Annotated in this window: 18 protein-coding genes and 2 tRNA genes; 8 read left to right on the top strand and 12 right to left on the bottom strand. The window is 61.1% G+C overall.

Features of this window, described 5'->3' with window-relative positions:
- Positions 1–24: 24 nt before the first annotated feature.
- The gene (mtaB, locus tag B4F27_RS10960; RefSeq protein WP_074636232.1) at positions 25–1,281 is read right to left on the bottom strand and encodes a tRNA (N(6)-L-threonylcarbamoyladenosine(37)-C(2))-methylthiotransferase MtaB; all 1,257 of its coding nucleotides are present in this window, start codon (positions 1,279–1,281) and stop codon (positions 25–27) included.
- Positions 1,278–2,186 (bottom strand): diaminopimelate epimerase, encoded by a 909-nt coding sequence (gene dapF, locus B4F27_RS10955; RefSeq protein WP_286759688.1) that lies wholly within the window; start codon positions 2,184–2,186, stop codon positions 1,278–1,280. The genes mtaB and dapF overlap by 4 nt, the downstream gene beginning before the upstream one ends.
- Positions 2,187–2,290: 104 nt before the next feature.
- On the opposite strand from dapF, the gene B4F27_RS10950 reads away from it, so the two are divergent.
- A tRNA-Lys gene (locus B4F27_RS10950) sits at positions 2,291–2,366 on the top strand.
- 80 nt (positions 2,367–2,446) lie between these two features.
- Here B4F27_RS10950 and B4F27_RS10945 read toward each other — a convergent pair.
- From B4F27_RS10945 to B4F27_RS10905, 9 genes are all read right to left on the bottom strand, one after another.
- Positions 2,447–3,217, bottom strand: coding sequence for a LamB/YcsF family protein (locus tag B4F27_RS10945; RefSeq protein ID WP_037964670.1), 771 nt, complete (start codon positions 3,215–3,217; stop codon positions 2,447–2,449).
- Positions 3,218–4,246, bottom strand: a complete 1,029-nt coding sequence (locus B4F27_RS10940) for a biotin-dependent carboxyltransferase family protein (RefSeq protein WP_286759670.1) — start codon at positions 4,244–4,246, stop codon at positions 3,218–3,220.
- Positions 4,243–4,980: a 5-oxoprolinase subunit B family protein gene (locus B4F27_RS10935; RefSeq protein WP_005850971.1), complete on the bottom strand. Its 738-nt coding sequence runs from the start codon at positions 4,978–4,980 to the stop codon at positions 4,243–4,245. The genes B4F27_RS10940 and B4F27_RS10935 overlap by 4 nt, the downstream gene beginning before the upstream one ends.
- Positions 4,977–6,287 carry a TRAP transporter large permease gene (locus tag B4F27_RS10930; protein WP_286759669.1) on the bottom strand — a complete coding sequence of 437 codons (1,311 nt, stop codon included), beginning with the start codon at positions 6,285–6,287 and terminating at the stop codon, positions 4,977–4,979. Before B4F27_RS10930 ends, B4F27_RS10935 begins: the two co-directional genes overlap by 4 nt.
- Before the next feature lie 4 nt (positions 6,288–6,291).
- Positions 6,292–6,816, bottom strand: a complete 525-nt coding sequence (locus B4F27_RS10925; protein ID WP_005850973.1) for a TRAP transporter small permease — start codon at positions 6,814–6,816, stop codon at positions 6,292–6,294.
- Positions 6,817–6,888: 72 nt separating this feature from the next.
- Positions 6,889–7,878, bottom strand: coding sequence for a TRAP transporter substrate-binding protein (locus tag B4F27_RS10920; protein WP_074636223.1), 990 nt, complete (start codon positions 7,876–7,878; stop codon positions 6,889–6,891).
- 39 nt (positions 7,879–7,917) lie between these two features.
- The gene (locus B4F27_RS10915) at positions 7,918–9,186 is read right to left on the bottom strand and encodes an NAD(P)/FAD-dependent oxidoreductase (protein WP_340246604.1); all 1,269 of its coding nucleotides are present in this window, start codon (positions 9,184–9,186) and stop codon (positions 7,918–7,920) included.
- A 140-nt stretch (positions 9,187–9,326) separates the two neighbouring features.
- Positions 9,327–10,532, bottom strand: a complete 1,206-nt coding sequence (locus B4F27_RS10910) for a winged helix-turn-helix domain-containing protein (protein ID WP_286759667.1) — start codon at positions 10,530–10,532, stop codon at positions 9,327–9,329.
- Positions 10,529–11,566, bottom strand: a complete 1,038-nt coding sequence (locus B4F27_RS10905) for a LacI family DNA-binding transcriptional regulator (protein WP_037942958.1) — start codon at positions 11,564–11,566, stop codon at positions 10,529–10,531. The genes B4F27_RS10910 and B4F27_RS10905 overlap by 4 nt, the downstream gene beginning before the upstream one ends.
- Before the next feature lie 156 nt (positions 11,567–11,722).
- Here B4F27_RS10905 and B4F27_RS10900 point away from each other — a divergent pair.
- Positions 11,723–11,799: transfer RNA gene (locus B4F27_RS10900), tRNA-Arg, on the top strand.
- Positions 11,800–12,051: 252 nt separating this feature from the next.
- Here the strand turns inward: B4F27_RS10900 and B4F27_RS10895 are convergent.
- On the bottom strand, positions 12,052–13,122 hold the full coding sequence (locus B4F27_RS10895; protein WP_286759666.1) for an alcohol dehydrogenase family protein: 1,071 nt from the start codon (positions 13,120–13,122) through the stop codon (positions 12,052–12,054).
- Between the two features lie 82 nt (positions 13,123–13,204).
- Between B4F27_RS10895 and B4F27_RS10890 the strand changes: the two genes are divergently transcribed.
- The 6 genes from B4F27_RS10890 (at position 13,205) to B4F27_RS10865 (ending at position 20,158) form a co-directional block, all read left to right on the top strand.
- Positions 13,205–13,717 (top strand): TetR/AcrR family transcriptional regulator, encoded by a 513-nt coding sequence (locus B4F27_RS10890; RefSeq protein WP_286759665.1) that lies wholly within the window; start codon positions 13,205–13,207, stop codon positions 13,715–13,717.
- A 246-nt stretch (positions 13,718–13,963) separates the two neighbouring features.
- Positions 13,964–14,548 (top strand): ANTAR domain-containing response regulator, encoded by a 585-nt coding sequence (locus tag B4F27_RS10885; protein WP_286759664.1) that lies wholly within the window; start codon positions 13,964–13,966, stop codon positions 14,546–14,548.
- Positions 14,545–15,690 carry an ABC transporter substrate-binding protein gene (locus tag B4F27_RS10880; protein WP_286759663.1) on the top strand — a complete coding sequence of 382 codons (1,146 nt, stop codon included), beginning with the start codon at positions 14,545–14,547 and terminating at the stop codon, positions 15,688–15,690. The genes B4F27_RS10885 and B4F27_RS10880 overlap by 4 nt, the downstream gene beginning before the upstream one ends.
- A gap of 249 nt (positions 15,691–15,939) precedes the next feature.
- Positions 15,940–17,310, top strand: a complete 1,371-nt coding sequence (locus B4F27_RS10875) for a CmpA/NrtA family ABC transporter substrate-binding protein (protein ID WP_286759662.1) — start codon at positions 15,940–15,942, stop codon at positions 17,308–17,310.
- Positions 17,311–17,393: 83 nt separating this feature from the next.
- Positions 17,394–18,467, top strand: a complete 1,074-nt coding sequence (locus B4F27_RS10870) for an ABC transporter permease (RefSeq protein ID WP_286759661.1) — start codon at positions 17,394–17,396, stop codon at positions 18,465–18,467.
- Positions 18,468–18,472: 5 nt separating this feature from the next.
- The gene (locus B4F27_RS10865; protein WP_260004567.1) at positions 18,473–20,158 is read left to right on the top strand and encodes an ABC transporter ATP-binding protein; all 1,686 of its coding nucleotides are present in this window, start codon (positions 18,473–18,475) and stop codon (positions 20,156–20,158) included.

Genomic DNA, 20,158 nt, shown 5'->3' with positions numbered 1-20,158 from the left:
GAAAGGTTTACAATCTGCAACGTCTCACACCGCCAGCAGATGCCCTGCGTTCTGTCCGGTGATCGTGGCCGAAATGATCGCGCCCTCGGTCTGGGGGGTGGCAAAATGGGTTTCGGTGAATTGTTCGGTACGGCCCATGGTGGGGCTTTCCATCAACACCTGATGGGCGCGACCTTGTTGGGCCGCCAAATGGCGCGCGACCTGCGCGTCACCCGCAGCACGCAGCTGCGCCGCGCGTTCCTTGATGAGCGTGCCGTTCACTGCTGGCATCCTTGCAGCGGGCGTGCCTTCGCGCGCCGAATAGGGGAAGACATGCAGCCATGTCAGATCGCAGTCCGTCACCAGCTTGAGCGAGTTTTCGAACATCGCGTCGGTTTCGGTCGGGAAACCGGCGATGATATCGGCCCCAAAGGTCATGTCGGGACGCAGTTTGCGGGCCTCTTGGGCAAAACGGATCGCATCGTCGCGCAGGTGGCGGCGCTTCATCCGTTTCAGGATCATGTCGTCGCCATGCTGCAAGGACAGATGCAGGTGCGGCATCAAGCGGGGCTCGGTGGCGATGGCCTGCATCAGGTTCTCGTCCACCTCGATCGAATCGATGGAACTGATCCGCAGGCGCGGCAGGTCGGGCACCAGCCGCAGGATACGCATCACCAGATCCCCGAGCTTGGGCGTCGCGGGAAGGTCCGCACCCCAACTGGTTAGATCGACGCCGGTTAGAACGACTTCGTTAAAGCCCTTGTCGACCAGCCGCTTGATCTGATCCACCACGACCCCCGCAGGAACCGAGCGGGAATTGCCGCGGCCATAAGGGATGATGCAGAAGGTACAACGGTGATCGCAGCCGTTCTGGACCTGCACATAGGCCCGACTGCGCGTGCCGAAACCGTCGATGAGATGCCCCGCCGTTTCGGTCACCGACATGATGTCATCGACCTGCAGCGCCTCTGTCTCGCCGATGAAATCTGCCGCCAACCCCTGCCACGTCGCGCCCACCATCTTTTCGGTGTTGCCGATGACCGCGTCGACCTCTGCCATCTTGGTAAAGGTCTCTGGTTCGGTCTGGGCGGCGCAGCCGGTGACGATCAAACGCGCGTCGGGGTTGGCCTTACGCAGCTTGCGGATGTCCTGACGCGCCTTGCGCACGGCCTCGGCGGTGACGGCGCAGGTGTTGACGATCACCGCGTCTTTCAGGCCAGCCTGTTCGGCCAGTTCCTTCATCGCTTCGGTCTCATAGGCGTTCAGGCGGCAGCCGTGATTCGAGAAGATCGGGGCGCTCATGTCAGGCTTTCCAGAAACGAAGGGGTCAGCACGCCGCTGAAGACATGGGCCGAGGGGCCGGTCATCCAGACGCCATCCTCGCGCCAATCGATGTGCAGCGTGCCACCGTCCAGATCAATACGCACAGCGCGGCCTGTCAGCCCTCTGCGCGCCGCTGCCACGGCCGTCGCACAACTGGAGGAGCCGGAGGCCAGCGTGATGCCCACACCCCGTTCCCACACGCGCATACGGATGTGATCGGGGCCGATGATCTGGGCGATCTGCACATTGGTGCGTTCGGGGTAAAGCGCGTGATGCTCGATACCGGGGCCAAAACCGGCCAGATCAATCGCGTCGACATCATCCACAAAGAAGGTGCAATGGGGGTTGCCCATGCCAGTGGCTGTCGGCGCACCGTCGATTGGCAGCTCAAGCGTATCCATCTGGTGTGCCAGCGGAATTTCGTCCCAGTCAAGCTGTGGATGACCCATGTTGACCGATGTCAGGCCATTGCCTGCATCCCGCGCCGCCAGATCGCCGCGGTCGGTGGTCAGGTGCAGTTGGGTTTTGCCTGTTTCCTCCATCAGGAACCGCGCGATACAGCGCGTGGCATTGCCACAGGCGGCAGAGGTAGAGCCGTCGGCGTTGAAGAACGTCAGATGCGCATCAGCCGCGCCATTGGTGATCACAGCCAGCTGGTCGAAGCCCACGCCGAACTGGCGATGTCCGATGGCCTGTGCAAGGGCAGGGGTCACCTTCGGGAGCGCCGGGGTGCCGTCGGCATGCACAGCACCCTCGCGCGCATCCAGCACGACCTTTTCGCGCGCGTCTAGCACGACTTTTTGGCGCGCATCCAGCACGACAAAATCATTGCCCAGCCCATGCATCTTCATGAAGGGCAAACCGTTGGTCAGATCACTATACATTCGGCGCATATAACGCGGCATTTGAAACTAATCCAGCGAGAGTGAAATTTTTCGTAAGTTTCCGCTTGACCCCAAGGCCGCACCTTTCTAGATACCCGCCTAGTGGGCCGTTAGCTCAGTTGGTAGAGCAACTGACTTTTAATCAGTAGGTCGATGGTTCGAACCCATCACGGCTCACCACTACTTTCCAGTCTGACTGGAACGGATAAAAACAGCGCCCCTCGGGCGCTGTTTTTCGTTTCATGTGTTGGGTTTAGGGCTTAGCCCGTATGGCCTTCAAAACATTTCAGCGCGATCCCTGCTTCTTGCAGGGATGATTTGACCGCGCGGGCAATGTCGACGGCTTCGGGGGTGTCGCCGTGCAGACAGATCGTATCGATCGCGGCAGGAATTGTTTGGCCGCCCTCGGTCAGAATCGCACCGGCTTTGACCATTTTGACCATCCGTTCGCCCGCCAGTGCCGCATCGTGAATCACCGCACCGGGTTTAGAGCGGTCGACCAGCGTCGCGTCGTCGTTATAGGCGCGGTCGGCAAAGATCTCTCCGGCCCACTTACAGCCAAGCGACTGCACCGCGTCCTGTTGCGCCGTGGCGGCCAGCACCATGACGATCAGATCAGGCGCGACGCTGAGCGCGGCCTCATAAAGGTCGCGGGCCAGTATCTCGTCCTCTGACGCCATATTGGCGAGCGCGCCGTGCAGTTTCAGGTGGCGGACCGATGTGCCAAGGCTGCGCGCCATGCCGACACTGGCGGCGACCTGATAGCGGACCTGATTTTGCAGCGTGCCCCGTGGCACCGACATGCGATTGCGGCCAAAACCGGCCAGATCCATGAAACCGGGGTGCGCACCGATACCGACGCCATTGTCACGCGCCAGCGTCATTGTGGCAGACATCACATCGGCGTCGCCCGCATGGCCGCCACAGGCGATGTTGGCAGAGCTGATGATTTGCAACAAAGCGGCATCATCGCCCATTTTCCACGGGCCAAAGCTTTCGCCCATATCGGCATTCAGATCGACGGTCGGCATTTAATGCTCCTCTTCAAAGGGGTTGTCGGTGGCAGAGATCGCGCCCCCCACCAGTTGATAGGCCAGCAGGTTGCGGATTTTGGCAGGGTCGCGGACCAGCGGCGTGACCTGCCCGCCAAGCGCTTTGATGTCTTGGCGGTGCTGCGTCTCGAGCGTGATGGCCTGTTCCAGCGTGATGAATTCGAACCGGATCGCGGTGCCCGATGCAGCTTGCGCCACGCGGGGCAGGTCGCGGGGAATCACGGTCCCGATGCGGGGATAGCCGCCGGTGGTCTGACATTCGCCCATCAGCACGAAAGGTGCGCCGTCGCCGGTGATCTGGATGTCGCCGGGCACGATAACTTCGGACAGGATGGACAGACCGCCCTCGGCGCTGAAGCCGTCGCCGTCGTGGTCCATGCGCACGCCCATGCGGTTGGCACGCGGGTCTCGGGTAAAGGCGGTGGTCTCGAAGCGTTTGCGTTCATCAGCGGTAAAGTGGTCGGTCTGCATGCTGGCCACGACGCGCACGGTGCCGCCGTCAAAACGACTGTCGCGGGGCAGTTGCAGCCCCGTTTCGCGCGACTTGTCCGGCCCGAGGGGCAGCGCGTCGCCCGCAGCAAGCGGCTGGCCCAGCCCGGCGCTTAGGTGGCTGGCCCGTGCCCCCAACAGTCTGTCAGAGGCGATGCCCCCGCCCACATGCAGATAGCCATAGGTGCCGCCCGTGGTGCCGCCGATGGTCAGCTTTGCGCCCGCGGGCAGCATGTGGCTGGCGTTCCAGACAATGGCATCCCCGTCGATGCTGGCGGCCATGGTGGCCCCTGTCAGAGCGATACGGATGTCGGCGTCGGCCGTGAAGGTCCCGCCGGTGCCTGTCATCTCTATCACGGCAAACTCGGGCGATTGGCCAAGCAGGGCGGCCCCCTCATAAAGCGCCACGGGATCGGCGGCACCGCCCTTTGTAAGCCCTTGGGCACGCCAACCGGGACGGCCCATATCCTGTATCGTCAGGGCGGGACCGGCTTGGGAAATAGTGAGGGTCGCGCTCATGCCAGCACCTCTGTCTCTGCGCCGCCCTGGCCGGTTTCATCTGTCGCGGTGATCTTGTCATATTCGGCGCGCGATATGGAGGGGAAGCACAGTTCGTCCCCCGGTGACAGCGCAAAGGGCGTGTCGCTGCGCGGGCGGAAGGTCTTGAACGCGGTCTGCCCGATATGGCGCCAGCCGGTGGGGGAGGCATTGGTGAAGATAATCAACTGCCGGATCGCCACGATCAACGCGCCGGCGGGGACGGATTTTGTCAGCCCCTGCTGGCGCGGAATATCCCAGTTCTGCGGCAGTTCGCCCATATAGGGCTGGCCGGGGGCAAAGCCGATGGTCAGCACCCGTACGCGCGCCTGCGACAGCTGCGCAATCGCCGCATCGGGGTCCAGCCCCGCAAGCTCTGCCGCTTCTTCAAGCTGTGGCGCAAGGTCGGTGCCATAGACCGTTGGCACATGCCACAGCGTCCGCCCCGTCGGCAGGTCAGAGGTGTACCAGTCGCGCGTTGCCAGCAGGTCGTGCAGACGGTCCAGCAGGGTGTCCACCGAAGCCGCCACCAGATCGATCTGCAGGAAGGTGGACACCAGCGAGGTGCTCGTCTCTGTCACCTCGGGCCAGTCGGCGGCATCCACGGCGGCGCGAAACGACAGGGCGGCGCGGTTCGCGGGCTCTGACATCGTGTCGGCAAAACGCACCAGCACGCCGGACAGGCCAACGGTCTGGATCAGGGGGAAGTCGGTCATTGGGGCACCTGCCTTAGATTTTCGGGCAGCCAGGTCGCGATGTCGGGGAAGAAGATCAGGACAAAGACCATCACCACCATGATCAGGAACATCGGCAAGGCGGCTTTGGTGATATATCCCATCTCGTGATCCGTCATGCCTTGCAGCACGAACAGATTGAACCCGATCGGCGGCGTGATCTGCGCCATCTCGACCACGACCACAACAAAGATACCGAACCAGATCAAGTCGATCCCCGCACCGCGCACCATCGGCTCAACCACAGCCATCGTCAGCACGACCGACGAAATACCATCAAGGAACATGCCCAGCACGATATAGAACACCAGCAGCGCCATCAGCAGTTGAAAGCGCGTCAGTTCAAGCGCAGCAATCCCGTCCGCCAGCGCGCGCGGCAGGCCGGTAAAGCCCATCGACAGTTTAAGAAAGGCCGCGCCCGCAAGGATCAATGCGATCATGGCAGAGGTGCGCATCGCCCCCATCAGGCTTTCCTGAAAGCTGGTCCAGTTCAGCGACCCCTGCATCAATGCCAGCGCCAGCGACCCCAGCACGCCGATGGCCGCCGCCTCTGTCGCGGTGGCGTAGCCCAGATACATCGACCCGATCACCACCGTGATCAGCCCGAAGACCGGCAACAGAAAGCGCGAGTTGCGCAGCTTGGCGGCAAAGCTCATCCCTGTCTCGACGCTGGGGTTCCAGTCCTTCGAGGTCAGCGCGATAAAGGCGACATAGGCCATGAACATCAGCGCCAGAATAAGCCCCGGCAGGACGCCGGCAAAGAACAGTTCGGTGATGCTTTCGTTCACGGTGACGCCGTAAACGATCAGCGCGAGCGAGGGCGGGATCATCAGCCCCAGCGTGGCGGCACCGGCCAGCGTGCCGATGATCATCTTTTCAGGATAGTTGCGCGCCCGCAGTTCGGGGATCGACATTTTGCCCACGGTCGACAGCGTCGCGGCAGACGACCCTGACACGGCGGCAAAGACGGTGCAGCCGACGATATTGGTATGCACCAGCCCGCCGGGCAATTTCGCCAGCCACGGCGACAGCCCTTTGAACATATCCTCGGATAGGCGTGTCCTGAACAGGATCTCCCCCATCCAGATGAACAGCGGCAGCGCGGTCAGCGTCCACGAGCTGGACGAGGCCCAGATCGTCGTGACCATAGCATCGCCAACGGGGCGGGTGGTAAACAGCTCCATCCCGAACCAGGCGACGCCCATCAGCGCCAGGCCAACCCAGATGCCGGTGCCCAGCAGGAACAGCAGCACAGTGATAAACAGAATGATCGCGTAAAGTTCCGTCACAGCGTCACTCCCCAAAACTTTGATCGACAAGATCGCGGGTGAGACGGTGTTCGCCTTTTACGATCAGATAGAGCAGGTTATCGGTCAGCGCGATGGCAAGGATGCCACCGCCCACAACCATCACCGACTGCGGAATCCACAAGGATGTGGCGTCTTGCGACTGGCTGACTTCGTTGAATTTCCACGACCAGTAGACGAACCAATAGGCGTAGTAGGTGAAATACCACGCAATCGCCGCGGCAAGGCCGAAACACCATATTTCAAGCAGCCGTTTCGGGCCTGCGGGCAGGGCGTTCAGCAGCACCGACACGCGGATATGCGCGCCACGGTTCAGCGCATTGGCGAAAGCGAGGAAGCTGGCGGCGGCCATCGCATAGCCGGCATAGCTTGCCGCGCCGGGGAAAACCTCGCCGGTCCAGCGGGCAACCATCTGCACCACGATCAGCAGCAGGATCGCGACAAGACTGACGGCAGCCAGGGCGCCAGATGCGAAATAAATGAAATCAAGCAGGCGTCGCAGGATGTTCATGGGAAAGGTCTCCGGATTGGCGGATCGAACGTCAAACGGCGGCACCTGTGTGGGGTGCCGCCGTTCGTTGATTTACTGCATGGATTTGTAGCTATCGACGATCGCCTGACCGTCCTCGCCCGCATTCTCCAGCCATTCGGAGGTCATGGTGCCGCCAATGTCGCGCAGGCCGGACATCAGCTCTTCGCTGGCGGGTTCTACGGTCATGCCGCCTTCGCGGAGCCCGTCATAGGTGAACTGCGTATAGTCCTTGGAGGCTTGAAGCCCGCGCGTTTCCGCATCGCTGGCACAGGTGGTGATGATCGCCTTGTTCTCTTCCGAGACATCGTTCCACACGTCATTGTTGATCATGATGTAGTTGCGCGGCAGCCAGGCGTCGACCTCGTAGAAATGGGTCAGGCTTTCCCAGACTTTCTGGTCATAGCCGGTCGCACCGGACGAGATCATCGATTCCGCAACGCCGGTGGCAAAAGCCTGGCTCAGTTCGGCGGCTTCGATGGTGACGGGCAGCATGCCTGTCAGCTCTGCCAGACGGCTGGTGGCGTTGTTGTAGGACCGGAACTTGACGCCCTTCATGTCCTCGATCGTGTTGACCTCTTTCTTGAAGTACAGGCCCTGTGGCGGCCATGGCACGTTATAAAGCAGCGTCAGGTTCTGCTCTGCCAACAGCTCTTCGATCTTGGGTTTCGCGGCTTTCCACAGCTTGTCGGACGCCTCGAAGGACGGCGCGAGGAAGGGGATGGAATCAAAGCCGAAGATCGCGTTTTCATTCTGGTGCCCCGACAGGATGCGTTCGCCCAGCTGGACCTGACCGGTCTGGATCGCGCGTTTGATGTCGGCACCCGCGATCAGCGACCCGCCGGGGTGTACGGTGATCTCGATCTCGCCTGCGGTGCCTTCGGTCACGCAGTTGGCAAATTCAACGCCGTTCTCGGAATGGAAGTTCGACGCCGAATAGGCCATCGGCATGTCCCATTTTTCAGCCGCGAAAGCGGGTAGGGCGGTGGTGACCGTCAGGGCGGCGATCGCGACGCCTGTCATCAATGTGGTGGTCCGTTTCATGTGGTTCTCTCCTTGTTGGTATGTCTTTGGTTTGCGGGGTTAGCCCCTGCTAAACCGTTGTGGTGCATAGGGCTGCAGGTCGGTGTTGACGGGTTGCCCCATAACCAATCCTGCGACGAGGCGGCCTGTTTTGGGCCCGCCTGTCAACCCGATGTGGTGATGCCCGAAGGCGGTAAAGACCCGGCTTGTGCCAACCTGTCCGATCAGGGGCAGGCTGTCGCTGGGGGCAGGTCGGTGCCCCAGCCATTCGATTTCGCGCGTGGCCTCAAGCTGTGGAAAGGCCGCCTTGGCCTGTCGCCGGAGCAGCGCCAGCGGGGCCTTGGAAGGGGCTGCGTCAAGCCCGCCGAATTCCAGAATACCCGCGCAGCGTAGGCCCTGCGCCATGGGGGTGGCAACGAATTTCCCGCTGGCAATCATCACGGGGCGCGCGGGCCCGCCCGTCGCGCCCTCGAATATCACATGATAGCCGCGTTCGCTTTCCAGCGGGACGTTCAGCCCCAGCTTGGCCATCAGCGGTTTCGACCAGACGCCGGTGGCCAGCACGATATCGTCACAGGCCACGCGGCCTTGGGTCGTCTCGACCCCGGAAATCGCGCCGCCGGACAGGTCGAAATCCTTGACCTCGGCCTGCAGGATCGTGCCGCCGCCCTGTTCGAACGCCCGCGCCAGCGCGCCGACATAGCCGCCGGGGTCGCGGATAAAGCCGTGGTCCTTCATGGTGGCAGCTAGGTGAATGTCCGGCCCGAGCGTCGGTTCATACTCGTGTATCTGCGGCCCCTCGATCAGCTCTGGCGCGAACCCCGCCTCGGCCCGCAGCGCCCAGGTGTAGGCTTCGGCGTCAAACGCGGCGCGGTTTCGGTAGGCGAAAACATAATCGCTGTCCCTCACCCAGTCGGACAGGCCCAAATCTGCGGTCAGGCTTTTGTGTTGGTCCACACTGTCGCTGACAATAGGCGCGAGCCCCTGCGCAATCCGGCGGGTGTCGCGGTCGTTCGCGACCCGCAGATACTTTGCCAGCCAGGGCAGCAGACGCGGCAGATAGGGCAGGCGCAGGTAAAGCGGCACATCCGGGTTCAGCAGCATCGCGGGGGCTTTGGCGATCAGGCCGGGGCCGGTGACAGGTGCCACGGCGCAGGCCGCCAGCACACCCGCGTTCCCATGCGACGTGCCTGTCCCCGGTGCCGCGCGGTCAATGATCGTGACCTGCGCGCCTGCGCGTTGCAGCCAGATCGCCGAAGACACACCGACAATACCCGCCCCCACGACGACCACATGGCGCGTCATGGGCGACCCTTGGGATGAAAGCAAAGACGGTTCGACATGGTTCTTGATTCCTTTCCGCTCACTTTGGCAGGGAAAAGCAATACGTCAACAAAATGTTTACAAATTGTCATCGTTGTTGCCTGCGCAGGCATGTACCGCCAATTCGTTCATCGAAACGGGGTGGGTTAGCGAAGCCAGCCGTCTTCGAAAGCGATCTGACTGACCCCTGCCAGACGGATGATGCGGGCCAGCTCTGCCTCGAAGGCGGCTTGTTTGCCTTTGCCCCAACGGCTGCCCGGCTCTGGCCAGAGCGCGCGTACCACCAGCGTATCGCGGTCACGGTGCGCTTTCATATCCACCCGCGCGACAATGCTGTCGCCCTGCAGGATCGGAAAAACATAATAGCCATAGACCCGTTTGGGCGCGGGCACGAACATCTCTATCCGGTAGCGGAAGCCGAACAGACGTTCGGCGCGTTTGCGATCGCGCAAGGCCGGGTCAAAGGGGCTGAGCACGCGCAGCCGTGCGGTCGGAGCCATGTCTATCGCGGGGTCGCTTGCCAGTCCGGGACGGGCAAAGCTGCGATGGACTGTGCCGTCGGCGCCCGCGATCTGCACCGGCTCGACACGTCCAGCGGCCTGTTCATGCTGGACCCATGCCTTCGCCTCTGCCGGAGAGATATGCGCCCAGAATGCCGCCAGTTCCCCCGGCGTGGCAAAGCCCAGACGATCCAGCGCGCCGTTGCAGCACCAATCGATGGTCTGCGCCTCATCCGGTGCCTGCGACGGGTCGCATAGCGCCGCGTCGATCACCCGCTCTGTCAGGTCATAGCGTTTCTGGAAACCGTCCCGCCCCACGACGCAAAGCGCCCCTGCGCGCCATAGATATTCCAGCGCGGTTTTGGAGGGATGCCAATCCCACCACCCGCCGTTCGAGCGCGGTTCATCCTGCCCGACATCAGACGACGACACCGGCCCCTGTGCGCGGATCTGGTCCAGCACGCTCTGGAACCGCCCCTCGAAATCATGTTGGTGCCAGTTCTTGTACCGCTGGCGCAGCATCTGCGCGTCCCGCTGGCGGCGCAATTCCCAATGGGGGTAGTATCCCATCGGGATCACCGCGGCGTCATGGGTCCAGTGTTCAAACAACGCCCCATCGCGTTCATATAAGGTCTTCAACGCTTGCGGACGATAGCGTTGGCGGCGCGAAAACAGGATCAGATCATGCGCCCGCGCCACGGTATTGATGCTGTCCAACTGCACAAAGCCCAGGCCCTGGATCAGCTGCAACAGGTCTTTCCCGCTGGCGGGCCCTTGGGGTGCATCGCTTAGTAGATGACGATGCAGAAAGATGCGACGGGCGTCGCGGTTGCCGATCAGCGGCAGGGTCATACCTTGCGGTTGCGGCGCAGCGTGTCCCCCAGCGACAGGGTCGGTGTCAGGGTAATCTGCGTCTGCAGATCGGGGTCCGGTTCATCCAATGTGTCGTTCAGAATGATACGCGCCGCGGCCTGTCCGATCTCGAGCCGACAGGCGTCCATCGTGGCAAGCTGACGGGGCAAGCCCTGTAGCAGCTCGACGTTGTTGAAACCGGCAAGGCCGATCTGGCCCGGAATATCGATGCCCTGATCGATCAGATACAGCAATCCGCCCGCGCCGATCATGTCGTTTGAATAATACAGGAAATCCAGCTCGGGCGACCGCTCAAGCATGTCTTGCGTCATCTCGCGCCCCTTGGCCAGCGCAGAGCCGCCAGAGTAGAACGCGCGGTCCTCGATCTCTATCCCCGCTTTGGCGAGCCCTTCGGTAAACCCTTCGAACCGTTTGCGGGCGCGGTGGTCAAGCGGCATCTTGGTGCCCATGAAACCGATGTGTTCATAGCCTTCCTTGAGGATCGCCTTGGCCATCTCCTGCCCCGCACGGCGGTGCGAGATGCCGACCATCGCATCAATCGGGCGCCCGTCAACATCCATGATCTCGACCACGGGGATGCCCGCGTTCTTGAGCATGGCACGCGTCGCATCACTATGTTCCAGTCCCGCGATGATCACGCCCGAGGGCCGCCACGACAGCATTTCATAGAGAACACGTTCTTCTTTTTCGGGCATATAGTCGGTGACGCCCACGACCGGCTGCAGCGGGGTGTCTTCAAGCACCTGATTGACGCCGTTCAGCACCTCGGGAAAGACCATGTTCGACAGCGACGGGATAATCACCGCGACAAGGTTCACCCGTTGGGACGCTAGCGATCCGGCAATCTGGTTGGGCACATACCCCAGCTCTTTCGCCGCAGCCAGCACCCGCCGGCGCGTCGCTTCGGACACGTCGCCGCGTTTTCGCAGAACCCGGCTGACCGTCATTTCCGACACCCCGCAGGCATCGGATACATCACGAAGGGTCAACGGGCGTTTCGGAGGCTGTGTCAAAGGCGCTTGTCCTGCTTGAAAGTGGTATTCTATCAACAGCGTAGTGCGTCGGTCGGGCGCAGGCAATCACCATATCAAGCCCCCCACCACAGCGCCGCCATACCACCGTGCAGTGTGACTGGATCACCACCCCGTTTTGCGCTAAGCCAAACCCGTGGCCCCGTGGCTCAACTGGATAGAGCAGCCCCCTCCTAAGGGGCAGGTTGCAGGTTCGAATCCTGCCGGGGTCACCATTCCTGCCTGAGAACGTGACCTATTTGCGGGGAAGCCGAACGCGTGGAGGTAAGGGGGCGGCTTAGCTGCATTGGCCAGCAGGACGTATTCGACACGCCTTGCAGCGATTGCGCATTTAGTGATGGCAGAATGCGAGACGTTCTCACGGTCTGCGCGAAACCGGACCTCGACGCCATCAGCGGCGAAGGTCCGGAGCGATACTTGTGAGCAGACCGTGCCTTATGCAGGCTGTAACCTGTGCCTCGTGTCTGTCAGTCTGCGATTGTCACGCCGATTTTGCCCATATGCGACTTTTCCAGAAATGCCTTCTGCGCCGCGTGCAAGTCAGCCAAGGGATAGGTTTCGGCGACCACGGGCTTGATCTCGCCTGCTTCGATGTAGCTGACCAAATCAGTGAATACGCTTGGGGCTTGCCGGGTGCTCCCGATGAGGGTCAGATCCTTGAGGTAGAGGGTCCGCAGATCAAGTTCGACGATCGGACCGGCAATCGCGCCCGACGTGACGTAGCGCCCCCGTGGCACCAAAGCATCAAGCAGTTCGGGCCAGCGCGGCCCCCCTACAAGGTCGAGCACGACGTCGAAGGCATCATTCGGATAAGGCTCATTGCGGTCGATCACCGCATCCGCGCCGAGGGCTTTCAGCGCCTCCATTTTCGCCGGGCTGGTAGAGGCGGTGACATGGGCGCCGCGCCGCTTGGCCAGTTGCACCGCCGCCGATCCGACGCCGCCAGATGCGCCGGTGATCAAGACGCGCTCGTCCCCCAATCCGGCGCGTTGGATCATGCCTTCGGCGGTGGAGAATGCGCAAGGAAAGGACGCGAGCTCGACATCCGAAAGCGGGCTTTCGATCCGTAGTGCGTTTTCCTCGCCCACGGTGGTGTATTCCGCGAAGCCGCCATTGCGCTCGGAGCCGAAGGTCACAAGCGCATCTGGTCCGGCACCAGCAGGACGATACATCGGCCGCACCAGCACGCGCTGACCGATCCGCGCAGCGTCCACTCCGTCACCGACCGCAACGATCTCTCCGCAGCAGTCCGCGCCCTGGATGCGCGGAAAGCTGAGCGCACCGGACCATCCGCCGTCGGCATCAGACGCCCCCGCGTAGCCCTCGGTTGCGGCGGACCCTGTGTCGCCTCGCACCGCTTTCGAATACCAGCCGGTTCGGGTGTTGACGTCGGTATTGTTCACCGCCGATGCGCCCACACGGATCAAGACCTCGCCAGCGTCGGGTTGCGGAACCGGAACGTCGTCACACCACTCAAGCTTGTCCAGCCCGCCATGGCCGGTGAGGATTACAGCTTTCATCGTTTCAGGAAGCGTCATAGGGGAAATTTCCGATGTAGAATGATTGCTCTACTTGCGTAGGTAGAGGGATCGTTCTACATCGTCAAGTATGAGCGATATGATGAGCAAGATATCCGCAGGGCTTGAACGCGCCTTTGCCAATCGGGGCTTTGCCGAGCCCAGCGTCGAAGACCTGCGGGATGCTGCGGGTGTGAGCCTTCGCACGCTTTACAAATACACGCCGTCGCGGGCGGAAATGGTGCTTGCTGCGTTAGAGAACCGGCATCAGCGCTATCTCGCCCGCGTGTTTGATGACCTGCCAGAGGAGCCGAGCGAGGCTCTTGATACGATACTGACCCGCGTTGGAAACTGGATGGTGACCGAGAGCGCGCATGGCTGCCTCTTTCATGCTGCAGTGGCCGCTGAACCGGGCAGTCAGCCGCTGCGCGAATTACTGGAACGTCACAAGGCAGAGGTCGCGGAAAGGGCCGCAGCGGCGACCGCGTTGAAGGGGGCCGATACCGCGCTGTTGTTGATCATCGAAGGGCTGACGCAAGCATGGCCCCTGCATCATGAGGCCGCGCTGGATGCGGCCAAGCGATTAGGTCTGTCGCTGCTGCCACCGGATCATTGACGGCCCACAGCCGGATGTCGTGATGGTCCCACATTCCGGCCCGCTTGTGTTCTTGCGGGGGCTGGCGATAGCTCTGGTGTAAACCTGCATGGCTGGCACCGCTGTGGTCGTGCGGCTGTTTTATTCTGCACAACAGATTGGCACATGCGTATTTTCTGCGCACTGTTTGGGCTAAGCATGTCGTAAGCCGCTGGCGCACGAGGGATGCCGGATTGAAGTTGCACCGATGATCGCGGATCAAAATGCATGAATGCAGATCTGCGTATCCTGGTTGTAGAGCCAAACCCCGAGCGCGTGCGTGACATCGTGGATGCACTGCGCGAAGCGGGTTGGTCTGACGTCAAGGCTTTGCTGCAGATGTCGGAACTAAACCAGACGGTGAGGGAATTTTCACCGGATATCGTTCTTATCGACCTGACAAACCCGGACCGCGATACGCTTGAACATATCTCTCACGCGACCGAGACGACCAAGCGGGCGGTCGCGCTGTTTGTGGACCAGACCGATGAGAACCTGACGCAGGCGGCGCTGAATGCCGGGGTCAGCGCCTATGTGGTGGATGGTCTTCAGATGGACCGGATAAAACCCGTGCTGCAAACGGCCATCGCGCGCTTCAAAATGATGCGTCAATTCCACTTTGAACTGAATGCTGCCAAGCAAGCGCTGGAGGATCGCAAGACGATCGACCGCGCAAAGGGGATCGTGATGCGTCAACGCGGCATGTCCGAGGATGACGCCTATAAGCTGCTGCGCACCACCGCGATGAGCCAGAATCGCAAGGTCATCGATGTGGCGCAAGCATTGGTGACGGCAGCGGATCTGTTGTCATGAGCGAGGTTGTTCTGAACTGTGGCTATGTCCCGTTGGTTGATTGCGCCCCGCTGGTCATCGCGAAAGAACTGGGATTTGCTGCCGAGCAGGGGCTCGCGCTTAATCTTTTGCGTCAGCCTTCGTGGTCTGCGCTGCGCGATATGCTGGCACTGGGGCATCTGGATGCCGCGCATATGCTGTCACCAATGCCCGTGGCCATGTCCATCGGGATGGGCGGATTGCCCGCGCGGGTAGATGCGCTGATGGTCTTGTCCGTGAACGGCACGGTGTTCGGCGTCTCTAACGCTGTCGCTTCGGCATTGGAGGACGTGCGCTTTGGGGACACGACTGCATTGCTGTCGGGGCTCAGCGCGCGCGGTGCCAAACCGCTGCGTGTGGGTATCCCCTTCCACTATTCTATGCACCGGCTGCTGCTGTCCTATTGGGCCGCGCAAGCGCCCGACCTGCAGATCGAGGAGGTCACCGTGCCGCCGATGCGTATGGCGGATGCGGTCTCGGACGGGTTTGTCGACGCCTTTTGGGTGGGCGAGCCCTGGGGCGGCGTGGCCGTGCAGAATAATGTGGCCAAGCTGATGATGGCGGGCCGCGATGTCTGGCAGTTCGCGCCGGAGAAGGTGCTTGCCGCGCGACATGAGTGGGCCACGCAGAACGAGGACAGCGTGCGTCGTCTGATGCGGGCGGTATACCAAGCGTCGGCCTGGCTTGATGCGCCGGGAAACAAACCGCTGGCGGTCGAGATTTTGGGCCGCAGTGAACACCTGAGCATGTCGCCCGATTTGATCGATCCGGCGCTGACCGGGCATATCGTCCCCCGAACGGGGGCCTCTCCGGTCACGGTGGACCGGTTCTTGCAGTTCCACAGCCATGCCGCCTCTTTCCCGTGGCGCAGTCAGGCGGCGTGGATCGCGCATCATCTGGGTGCCGACGCCGCGGGAATCGAGAAAGCCAAAACCTGTTTTCGCGCCGATCTTTTCCGCCAGAATCTGTCTGATATCGGCGCTGATATGCCCCAATCCTCCGAGAAAACCGAAGGGGCGATGACGTTGCCAACATCTGTAGCATCCGCGCGGGGAGAGATGATTCTTTCGCCCGACGCCTTTTTTGACGGCAGAACGTTTGATTTCACCGCAGCTGTGCGATGAATTCTTAAGCGGCTTCTGCATGGGCCTCTGAAAAGCTGCCGCAATGCAGAAAATTCGTTGCGTGAAGCTGCGTCTATGAGCCACCCTTGATGCCAAGGGACAACGTTGTCCGACCTATACCGCTGACCAATGCTGGTCGCACATCACTCAGAGCAATGCCGCTCGTACGGAGCACGGATTTCTTCCCCGTGAACCATACGTGCGGCTTTTTTCGTTTCTGCCCTTCGGGGCCATGAAAGGACATGACCCATGAAAAATACATTCGCACTCCTGCTCGCCTCGACCAGTTTGCTGGCGACGGCGGCGTCGGCCGAAATGCTGGCGCTCGAGAAAGAGGAACTGACCTTTGGCTTTATCAAGCTGACCGATATGGCACCTTTGGCCGTGGCTTACGAGCTGGGATATTTTGAGGACGAGGGGCTTTTTGTCAGGCTTGAGGCGCAGGCCAACTGGAAAGTGCTGCTGGACGGTGTGATCGACGGCCAACTGGACGGCGCGCATATGCTGGCGGGCCAACCGCTGGCGGCAACGATCGGCTATGGCACCAAAGCGCATATCATCACGCCCTTCTCGATGGACCTGAACGGCAATGCGATCACCGTTTCCAATGACATCTGGGACGAGATGAAGCCGAACGTGCCCACGATGGACGATGGCCGGCCGCAGCATCCCATCAGCGCCAGTGCTTTGGCTCCGGTGGTCGAAGGCTACAAGGACCGCGGCGAGCCGTTCAATATGGGCATGGTCTTTCCCGTTTCGACCCACAACTACGAGATCCGGTACTGGCTTGCGGCGGGCGGACTGAAACCCGGTTATTATAGCGCACAAGATATTTCCGGCCAGATTGATGCGGATGTGCTGCTGTCCGTGACGCCGCCACCGCAGATGCCTGCGACAATGGAAGCGGGAACGATATCGGGCTACGCCGTGGGTGAGCCTTGGAACCAGCAGGCGGTTTTCAAAGGGATCGGCGTGCCGGTGATCACCGACTACGACATGTGGAAAAACAACCCCGAGAAGGTCTTTGGCATTACCGCCGAATTTGCCGAGGAAAACCCCAACACCACGCTTGCATTGACCAAGGCGCTGATCCGCGCGGCAATGTGGCTTGATGCCAACGACAACGCCAACCGCGAGGAAGCGGTAGAGATGTTGTCGCGCTCTGAATATGTGGGCGCGGATGCGGATGTGATCGCCAACTCCATGACCGGCTTTTTCGAGTTCGAGAAAGGGGATGTGCGCCCCGCCCCCGACTTCAACGTCTTCTTCCGCTACAATGCGACATATCCGTTCTATTCAGACGCGATCTGGTATCTGACCCAGATGCGTCGCTGGGGCCAGATCGACGAGACAAAGCCGGATGAATGGTATTTCGAGACTGCCGCAGACGTGTATCGCCCAGACATCTACCTGCAAGCCGCAAGGCTGCTGGTGGACGAGGGTATGGCCGACGAAGCGGCGTTTCCTTGGGATAGCGACGGCTTCAAAGCACCGACACCGGCTGCCGATATCATCGACGCGATCAGCTACGACGGGCGCGCGCCGAACGCCTATATCGACAGCCTGCCCATCGGTCTGAAGTCCGGCCAAACGGTCGTCGACAGCAAGGTCGAAGGCTAAACCCCGCCCCCCCGCTTTGCCACACCGCAAAGCGGAAGGGGGAGGGAGCCACTTTCATCAAAAGCAGCAATTGGACAGCCGATATGACCGCGATTGACACAAACACACTCGATATCGAAGCCCGCCGCGCGCGGCGCTTTGCCCGGATCAACAAGGCCGACGCATGGTTTAGCGTCTTTGGCCTGTCTTGGATGACACCGATCCTGAAGGCCGCCGCGGGGGATAATCCGCGCGCGCAGGCGGGCGAGATCTGGCGGCTTCTGGGCGTGCCGCTCTTGGCGATTGCGATCTTCCTGACCCTCTGGGCAAGCTTGGCCCCCAAGGTTCAAACCTCGCTCGGGGCTGTGCCCGGCCCTGCCCAAGTCTGGGAGCAGGTCGGCGAGTTGCATCAGGACGCCATCCGCGAGGGCGAACGCGAAGCCGCCTTCTACGAGCGGCAAGAGGCGCGCAACGCCAAACATATCGCAAGTGGCAACCCAGATCGTGTGCGTGATCGCGCCTATACAGGCAAGCCAACCTACTACGACCAGATCTGGACCTCGATCAAAACCGTGCTTTTCGGTTTTCTCATTGCGTCGATTGTTGCGATCCCATTGGGCATCGCTGCGGGCCTGTCTGTAACGGCGAATGCGGCGCTGAATCCGCTGATACAGATCTTCAAGCCGGTCTCGCCACTGGCATGGCTGCCCATCGTGACCATGATCGTATCAGCCGTCTATAGCACCAATGACGGTATGTTCTCCAAGTCGTTCCTCATCTCGGCGATCACTGTGACGCTCTGCTCGCTCTGGCCCACGCTGATCAACACATCCCTTGGCGTCGCCAGCATCGACAAGGATCTTGTCAGCGTCAGTCGCGTGCTGAAAATGAATACCTATACCAAGATCACCAAACTGGTGCTGCCCTCGGCGCTGCCATTGATCTTTACCGGGCTGCGGCTGTCGCTTGGTGTGGGCTGGATGGTTTTGATCGCGGCGGAAATGCTGGCGCAGAACCCCGGGCTTGGAAAATTCGTCTGGGACGAATTCCAGAACGGCAGCTCGCAAAGTCTGGCGCGGATCATGGTCGCGGTGCTGACCATCGGCATCATCGGCTTCCTTCTGGACCGTGTGATGTATGCGCTCCAGTCCATGTTCACCTTCTCAAATAACCGGTGATCGATATGGGTATCTTGAACTTCAACAATGTCACCAAAACCTATGGCACCCAACCCGTTCTCAAGGACATCTCGCTTGACGTTGCCGAAGGTGAATTCGTCGTCATCCTCGGGTTTTCGGGCACCGGCAAGACCACGTTGATCAATCTGATGGCGGGGCTTGAGCAGCCGACCTCGGGCAGCGTGACCTACAAGGGAAAACCCATCACCGAACCGGGCCGCGAACGCGGTGTGATCTTTCAGAACTATTCTCTGATGCCGTGGCTGACCGTGCAGGGCAATGTCAGGCTTGCTGTCGACACGATGTTCCCTGATCTCTCCAAACTCGAACGGGCGGCCAAGGTCGATCACTATGTCAACATGGTGGGCCTGTCCCATGCGGCCACGCGCCGCCCTGCTGAATTGTCCGGTGGGATGCGCCAGCGGGTCAATGTGGCACGCGCCCTGGCGATGGACCCCGAAATGCTGCTGCTGGATGAGCCGCTGTCGGCGCTCGACGCCCTGACCCGCGCCAATCTGGCGGATGAGATCGAGGCGATCTGGGACGAAGACAAGAAAACCTGCGTCCTGATCACCAATGATGTGGATGAAGCGATCATTCTGGCGGATCGGATCATCGCCCTTAATCCGGACGGCACGCTTGGGGACGCATTCAAAGTCGACATTCCCCGCCCCCGCGACCGGATTGCGATGAACAATGACGCGGCATTCAAGGCGCTGCGTGGGCAGGTCACGACCTATCTGATGGACATCGGCATCGCCGCGAAAGTCGAAGAAACGCGTATGCTGCCCAATGTCACGCCGATCCATTCAGTGCCCGCGGCAGTCTCCAAGGCGCAGGAAGGTGCGATCCAGGAAAAATTCCTGAATTTCTCGCAGCTCGACAAGGTGTATCCGACGCCGAAAGGGCCGCTGACCGTGGTCGAGAACTTTGATCTCAAGATCAACAGGGGCGAATTTATCTCGCTGATCGGGCATTCGGGCTGCGGTAAATCCACTGTGCTGACGATGGCTGCGGGGCTGAACCCGATCTCGAAAGGGGCGATCCGTCTGGACGGGTGGAACGTCCAAGGTGCAGACCCCGAACGCGCCGTCGTGTTCCAGTCGCCCAATCTGTTCCCGTGGCTCTCGGCCAAGGAAAACGTCGCCATTGGTGTCGACAAGGTATATCCCCGCGCGTCGCAGGCGGAACGTCAGGATGTGGTGGAATACTACCTTGAACGTGTCGGATTGGCCGACAGCATGGACAAGAATGCCGCCAGCCTGTCGAACGGGATGAAACAGCGCGTCGGCATCGCCCGTGCCTTTGCCCTATCGCCCAAACTGCTGCTTCTGGATGAACCGTTCGGCATGCTCGACAGTCTGACCCGCTGGGAATTGCAGGAAGTGCTGATGGAAGTCTGGTCGCGCACCAAAGTGACGGCGATCTGCGTGACCCATGATGTGGATGAGGCGATTTTGTTGGCCGACCGCGTGGTGATGATGACCAACGGACCCCAAGCCACCATCGGCAAGATTACCGACGTGAACCTGCCGCGCCCACGCACCCGCAAGGCGCTGCTCGAACACCCCGACTATTACAGCTACCGGCAAGAAGTGCTCGATTTCCTCGAGGAATACGAACACGGCAATGCGCCGAAATCACCTGCCTCGGGCGGGACACCGAAACCCAAAGCAATCGCGGCGGAGTGA

It is taken from the genome of Sulfitobacter sp. UBA1132 (genome assembly GCF_002311545.1).
In the GTDB taxonomy this organism is placed as follows: domain Bacteria; phylum Pseudomonadota; class Alphaproteobacteria; order Rhodobacterales; family Rhodobacteraceae; genus Sulfitobacter; species Sulfitobacter pontiacus.
The sequence above is the reverse complement of the archived record's forward strand: the minus strand, read 5'-3'. Positions and strand labels throughout refer to the sequence as shown.

Bases quoted from the DNA above. Each gene is read 5' to 3' on its own strand.
- mtaB (WP_074636232.1), bottom strand. From the start codon at position 1,281: ATGAGCGCCCCGATCTTCTCGAATCACGGCTGCCGCCTGAACGCCTAT.
- dapF (WP_286759688.1), bottom strand. From the start codon at position 2,186: ATGTATAGTGATCTGACCAACGGTTTGCCCTTCATGAAGATGCATGGG.
- B4F27_RS10945 (WP_037964670.1), bottom strand. From the start codon at position 3,217: ATGCCGACCGTCGATCTGAATGCCGATATGGGCGAAAGCTTTGGCCCG.
- B4F27_RS10940 (WP_286759670.1), bottom strand. From the start codon at position 4,246: ATGAGCGCGACCCTCACTATTTCCCAAGCCGGTCCCGCCCTGACGATA.
- B4F27_RS10935 (WP_005850971.1), bottom strand. From the start codon at position 4,980: ATGACCGACTTCCCCCTGATCCAGACCGTTGGCCTGTCCGGCGTGCTG.
- B4F27_RS10925 (WP_005850973.1), bottom strand. From the start codon at position 6,816: ATGAACATCCTGCGACGCCTGCTTGATTTCATTTATTTCGCATCTGGC.
- B4F27_RS10920 (WP_074636223.1), bottom strand. From the start codon at position 7,878: ATGAAACGGACCACCACATTGATGACAGGCGTCGCGATCGCCGCCCTG.
- B4F27_RS10910 (WP_286759667.1), bottom strand. From the start codon at position 10,532: ATGACCCTGCCGCTGATCGGCAACCGCGACGCCCGTCGCATCTTTCTG.
- B4F27_RS10895 (WP_286759666.1), bottom strand. From the start codon at position 13,122: ATGACGCTTCCTGAAACGATGAAAGCTGTAATCCTCACCGGCCATGGC.
- B4F27_RS10890 (WP_286759665.1), top strand. From the start codon at position 13,205: ATGAGCAAGATATCCGCAGGGCTTGAACGCGCCTTTGCCAATCGGGGC.
- B4F27_RS10885 (WP_286759664.1), top strand. From the start codon at position 13,964: ATGAATGCAGATCTGCGTATCCTGGTTGTAGAGCCAAACCCCGAGCGC.
- B4F27_RS10880 (WP_286759663.1), top strand. From the start codon at position 14,545: ATGAGCGAGGTTGTTCTGAACTGTGGCTATGTCCCGTTGGTTGATTGC.
- B4F27_RS10875 (WP_286759662.1), top strand. From the start codon at position 15,940: ATGAAAAATACATTCGCACTCCTGCTCGCCTCGACCAGTTTGCTGGCG.
- B4F27_RS10870 (WP_286759661.1), top strand. From the start codon at position 17,394: ATGACCGCGATTGACACAAACACACTCGATATCGAAGCCCGCCGCGCG.
- B4F27_RS10865 (WP_260004567.1), top strand. From the start codon at position 18,473: ATGGGTATCTTGAACTTCAACAATGTCACCAAAACCTATGGCACCCAA.